Source organism: Areca yellow leaf disease phytoplasma (genome assembly GCF_041920595.1).
In genome coordinates, this window is record NZ_CP169277.1 from 236,347 (window position 1) to 242,318 (window position 5,972).

Below are 5,972 nucleotides of genomic sequence, written 5' to 3' on the forward strand. Positions count from 1 at the left end.
AAGGAACGAAGCATTGATGATTGCCAATTAAATTATTGAAAACAACATTTATGGCACCCTGCAAATGCATGGTTTTATCAATTATTTCTATCAAAATAATAAAACAGCCAATTATGTAAAAACAAGATACCAAACAAATAATTTGTTATTTAATACATTAAAATTTGAATGAAGACATTTTTTCTGAAAATGTTAATAAATTAATAACTATTAAATTGGTCATTCACAAAGTGAATTTTAAAATATTCATGAAATCTCTATTATCTATTATCAAAATCTCAAAGAAATAAATAAAATTGAAGTAAAATTGCAATTATATCAAAAATACAATTAACATACAAAAAGGAAGAAACCGTGAACGATCCTATGAAAAATCGTTATAATTCCATTTTACCCAATTATATTGAATGTAATTTGCAATTACTATAAATCTTGCTTTTGTGAATTAACATTAGGCCACTGTTTTAGACATTTTTATTTAAAAATCAATTTAAGACTTGCAAGCTCAAATAGATCTTCAAATTAACAAATACTTGTGCTCCAATGCCTTTATAATTTGCTAGCTCGTACATTATATTTTAAATATTTATCCCTACACTATAGCCGAAAATGAAAAGTTGCATATAAACGACATTGATTGCTTCTTTACGAAATAGTGGAATTTATTGTTTGTAGAAAAATGCATGACAACAATCTTTTTCAAAATATGTTTATATATTCGTAATTAAATATTTATCTAAAAGTTTGAAAGTATCTTAAAGGAGATGAATTGTTTATAGTTAAAATCCATTTATTATCTCCAAAGAAGTAATTGTTTTGTTATTTTTTTGATTTTACTTGGTAAGTTTTTGAACAAAAAGGGATGTTGGTTGATAAAATTGAGGTGTTCCAAAACTTTGACAACTTCATTCTTTCTAAAAATATTTTTATAAAAGATAAGAAATTATTTTTTTAGCCTTGAAAAGAAAAAAGACTAACTTATTAGTTAGTCTTAAAGAATTTTTAAAAAGTAAAAATTTGTCCAAAGTTTTGGAACACCTCAATTTTTATCCAACCAACATCCCTTTATTCCAAAAACACTAAGTAAAATCAAAAAAATAATAAAACAATTTACTTCTTTTTGGAATAATAAATGGATTTTAACTAAATTAAACAATTCATCTCCTTTAAAATACTTTCAAACTTTTAGATAAATATTTAATTACGGATATATAAACTTATAACCTTTGAAAAAAGGTTGTTTTGTCATGCATTTTTTTCTACAAAAAACAATAAATTCCGCATTATTTCGTAAAAAAATTTAATCAATGTCGTTTTATATGCAACTTTTTCGTTTTTTCGGCCTATATATATAGTGTAGGGATAAAATATTTAAAAAAATATCTTTTGAAACTAGCAAATTATAAAAAAACATTAGACACTTTTTAAGTGTAATGAAATTATTTGTTAATTTGAAAAGATATGAAATTATCTATTTAATTTTAAGTCTTAAAGAGTGATTTTTAAATAAAAAAATGTCTAAAAAAACGGAACAGTGCAGCCCCTAATGTTCCTAAAAAAGCAAGGCTTATAGTAGTACAAATTACATTCCAATATATGAGGTAGATTATTTATAAATAAATTATAGCAGTTTTTCATAGGATCGTTCCACAGTTTCTTCCTTTTTGTATATTTAATTGTATTTTTGATATAATTTTATACAATTTTACTTCAATTTTTTGTTATTTTCTTTGGTTTTGATGTAAGATAATAAATTTCATAATATTTTTTAAAATTCACTTTGTGAATTAGTTAATTTAATAGTTATTGAATTTATTAATGTTTTTCAAAAGAAAAATATTTCATTTAAGTTTTAATGTCTTTATTATAACAAATTATTTGTTTGGTTATGTTGTTTTTTACATAATTATTGTTTTTTGATATTTTTTTTTTTTTTTTTTTTTTTGTGCAATGAAATTGATAAAATAAAAACCATTTACGGGAATGCCGTAAATGGTTGTTTTCAATAATTTAATTTATAATTTTAATATTTTTTTATTAAACTTTAGCTTGCCAGAGAGTCTTTATTGTATCTTGTATCCAACTTGCAAAAAGTTTATCAGTTAATTGTTCTACTAAAAGCAAGACAAGATTCATCTACATTGGCTAAAAGTGTTTTAGCTTCTTTAAAAATAGTTGTTAATATACTTATTAAACTTGCTTTTGCATTATCATCATCATATGCGCATATATCAAAACTGTCTACTTCTACATCTTCCCAATAATTAACTCCTAGAACGCTAGAATATAGAAACTCTACAAGTGTTCCAACTTCAGATTGAGATTTAGGATTTTTGGTTTTTAAATATAATTTCATTTTTTGTAAGCCACGCTAGAACATGATAATGATGTTTTTGTATTTAAAGAATCTTGAACGCTTGTAACTAAATCATAATTTACTACATCTAATTTTGGTCCTTGTGATTGTGGTGATTCAGATACAGGAGTTGTTTTCTTCTTTGGATCTTTTTGTCATCTGCAAAAGCACTTGGAATAAATGCTGATAAGAAACATGAAATAAACACAAATGTAATTACTATCAAGAAAATTAAATAATTGTTTTTAACTGATTTTTTAACAATTATAAAACCCCTAATTAAAATATACAAACTTAAAGTAACTATCATCCTGTAGCTTTATTATATCATACTTTAAATGTTTTGTATCTAAAAAACCGTTTTAAAATGACCTGAATTAATTATTCTTTTAATATTTAATTAATTTTTAATCGAGATTTAGTTTGTTAAAATTGAATAAAATGCAGTGATTTTATTATAATATTATATTTTTTAACTTTAATTTGTGTTATAATTAGCATGAGAATAAATACATTTTTTGATGATTCTACAAAGATGATTTTTAAAATTTATTTATTTTCTATTTTTGTATTTGTCTTTTTAATTTTTAAAATTTTATTTCAATGTTAAGTTGGAAATAAAATCATATAAAGAAAGCAGGTGATATATAAATTATGGTAAAACTCAAAAAAATAAAGCAAAACTGTTAATATTTGCTAGCTTTTTGGCTATTTTGCTATTTTTAAATCACAATTATTTAATTTTTGCTGACCAAGATGATGATATTGAAAACGTGATAACTCTAATTGAAACTAAAGAGAATCAAACAGAACAAATAAAATACAATGTCAAGATTTATTGCAAAGGGCGAGAAAGATGCCTAATTTCTTAGTAAATTAACCACTTACAACTGCAATTAGTAATGCAGTACAACATATTTTTGGTCTATTTTGTGAAAGCAAGATAGATTATAGCAGAAAATAAAAGCAAAAAAACGAGAAACTGTTTATCGTTTGGTTACCGAGTTGAAAATAGTCATGGAAAAGCTTTGCAATAAGCCTAAGAAAAAACGGGCAGTAGCTATAAGGAAAAACAGTTGATACCTTATATTTTAGGCAGTTTATATATTTTTTGCGTATATAAAATTTACTAACACTTATTGATTTAAGTGGCAAGCAAAATTGCTAAACCTAAAACCACCACAACCACATAATTTTTTATTTTGTATATTAATTGTGGTTATCTCTCCTAAAACTATTAAGGTAAGAAATTAGAGTAACTTCTATCTTCCTAAAAGTTATTTGCTAAAAGAAAGTTATTTGCTAAAAGTATAAAAGCATCTAAAATAAACTTAAGTGTTTAGGCTCAAGGAAAAAAGCAGAATCGTAGTAGTCGTAAGAAATTCAAAGCTTAGCTGGAATGCATAAGTGGACTGACTTACCAAGGAATTTGGGAAAACCAAATACAAGGCGAAAGAAGAAATATATTTTATATAAACGCTGTATGCTTGGAAACTTGCTTGTACGGTGTTGTGCGAGGCTCAAAAAAACCTAATTATTAGCTAATAATTAAGGCGTTTTGTTTCTATCGCGATAATTACTCAAATCAAAACTGAAATTAATAAATTAGCAGTTAATAATAAAACAGAAATTCAAAAATATTTAAATGATCCCATTTTTATAAATATCCTAGATTTAATTAAAAAAAAAGAAGTAGGAGCCCAACAACAAGTAATTGATTATTTGGAACAAATATATATTTGAGTACAAAAATTAAATACAGATGTTAATAGTATTTTAACATCATTTTAAATATTATTGACAGCAAAAAACATTAAAATTTAGAGAAGTTTCTGAAATTACGATAATGTTTTAGAAAAAATTATGAAATATTTTTTCATATATGAAATCAATATCCAAATTAAATGATGCAATATATGAACAAGAATTCAAAAAGCAGTGTTTCCTGATGAATCATCTAATTTAGATGCAAAAAGCATGTAAGAAGCTTTAGACCAATTGGGTGGAATTAACAAATTAAAAGATCAAAAAGTTCATGTAGATCAATTAAATGATCAATTAATATTTTTAAAAGATCAAAAATACTTTAACTCCTTCAGGTGGTTCCGGTTCTTCTGATACTTCTGGTGGTGATTCTGATACTTCTCAAAATAATAATTCTAATGTAACCAATAGTTTTTATTTTTTTTTCTTTTTGTAATATTTATTTTATTATTTGTTGTTTTGATATTGTATTTTATTTTTCAAAATTTTGCAAACACAAAATAACAATTAGTTTTTTAAAATTATAAATATTATTTTTACTAAAATAAAGACTAAATTTCCCAAATTAAATATTTATGATAATATAAAGACCAACTTCAAAGTTGGTCTTTTTTTATTTGTGGCTTTTTCAAGGAACAAAACTAGTTTAGTATTTTGTAACAATATAATGGATTGTTTCTGAAATTTCTTCTTTTTCGTTGTATTTATCTATGTAATCAATATCAATGCTGTTTTTAAGATAGTAAGTATGAGAAATCTTTTTTCCAGTTTGAAGGCTATATTTAGCTTCATTGTCTATTTTGTTATTGTCTTGGTAATAAATTATTTTTGTTATTTTTTTAGTATTTTGATCGAGATATATGACACAAAATAAAGTTCCTTGTTGTGTAAAGTGTTTTATTTGGGGGCATTTTTAGTTTGGGGGTTGTATTTTTCAATGAAATTAATAGTTTTTTGATTGGGGTAAAAAGTAGTTTTTTTGATTAAATTGTTTGTTATTGAATCGTATATATTTATCATTTGGGTATTTTCGTTTGAGTTTGTAACAATTAAATTATTTTCGTTTGAAATTAATTTATTTTGGTTAACTATTTCATTATTATTTTCTTTATTTGGTTTGTTTTCTTGGAAAATCGGATTTAGTAGTTTTGTTGATTCTCTTTTTTTTGAGTAAATATTTTATCTTTGGAATTCTTTGTTATATAAAATAAAAAATACTTAAAACATTATAATAACCATTAAAATAAGGCACAATATGTGAATTAATTGCCATTTATGCTTTTTTTTGTTTGTGTTTGTGTTTGTGTTCTTTGGGAGTTGTTGTGTCTTTTTGGTCTTTTGTTTCTTTTTTTACAAATTTCATAAATTACTTTTCTTTTTGTTATAACTTATCAAACCCCATTTATGCTACAACTTATTTATAAAATTATAAATTATAAAATTGCTAAATTGCCAAATTATCATTGCTAAATCTTTAAATCTTAAAACCAAAAGCACAAATCATAGATTACAAATAAGTAATCTTATTATACAACATATATTGTTATTTGCATCAATATTTTAAAATTACTCAATATTTTAATATTTTTAGCATTTTTTATTTGTAAATTGATGGAAAAATACAAATATTTAAAATAAATAAGCATATTTGTTGTTTTTTTTGATGTTAAAATATAGTTAATTAACAATTTGTTTTCCTTATTTGTTATTTAAAAATTAGAATTAAAGAAATATTATTTGTAATTGTATATTTATAAATTAATAGATATAAGTATATTTATAAGTAATTTTATAATTATAATTAATATTTGCAAATTGTTAAGTTATCAATGCCAATATAGCAATGCACGCT

The 5,972-nt window shown here is 23.1% G+C and carries 3 protein-coding genes; all 3 read right to left on the bottom strand.

The features are described 5' to 3' along the window. Nucleotides 1-2,098 precede the first annotated feature (2,098 nt). Complete coding sequence (locus tag ACEW7V_RS01365) at nucleotides 2,099-2,356, bottom strand: hypothetical protein (RefSeq protein ID WP_374695641.1); 258 nt, start codon at nucleotides 2,354-2,356, stop codon at nucleotides 2,099-2,101. Between the two features lie 2,410 nt (nucleotides 2,357-4,766). Then, nucleotides 4,767-5,021 carry a DUF2963 domain-containing protein gene (locus ACEW7V_RS01370; RefSeq protein WP_374695741.1) on the bottom strand — a complete coding sequence of 85 codons (255 nt, stop codon included), beginning with the start codon at nucleotides 5,019-5,021 and terminating at the stop codon, nucleotides 4,767-4,769. Continuing rightward, entirely contained in the window at nucleotides 5,018-5,140 is a 123-nt protein-coding gene (locus ACEW7V_RS01375; protein ID WP_374695642.1) for a DUF2963 domain-containing protein, read from the bottom strand. The genes ACEW7V_RS01370 and ACEW7V_RS01375 overlap by 4 nt, the downstream gene beginning before the upstream one ends. Between the last annotated feature and the right edge of the window lie 832 nt (nucleotides 5,141-5,972).

Coding starts and splice junctions, on each gene's coding strand:
- ACEW7V_RS01365 (WP_374695641.1), bottom strand. CDS start 2,356: ATGAAATTATATTTAAAAACCAAAAATCCTAAATCTCAATCTGAAGTT.
- ACEW7V_RS01375 (WP_374695642.1), bottom strand. CDS start 5,140: ATGATAAATATATACGATTCAATAACAAACAATTTAATCAAAAAAACT.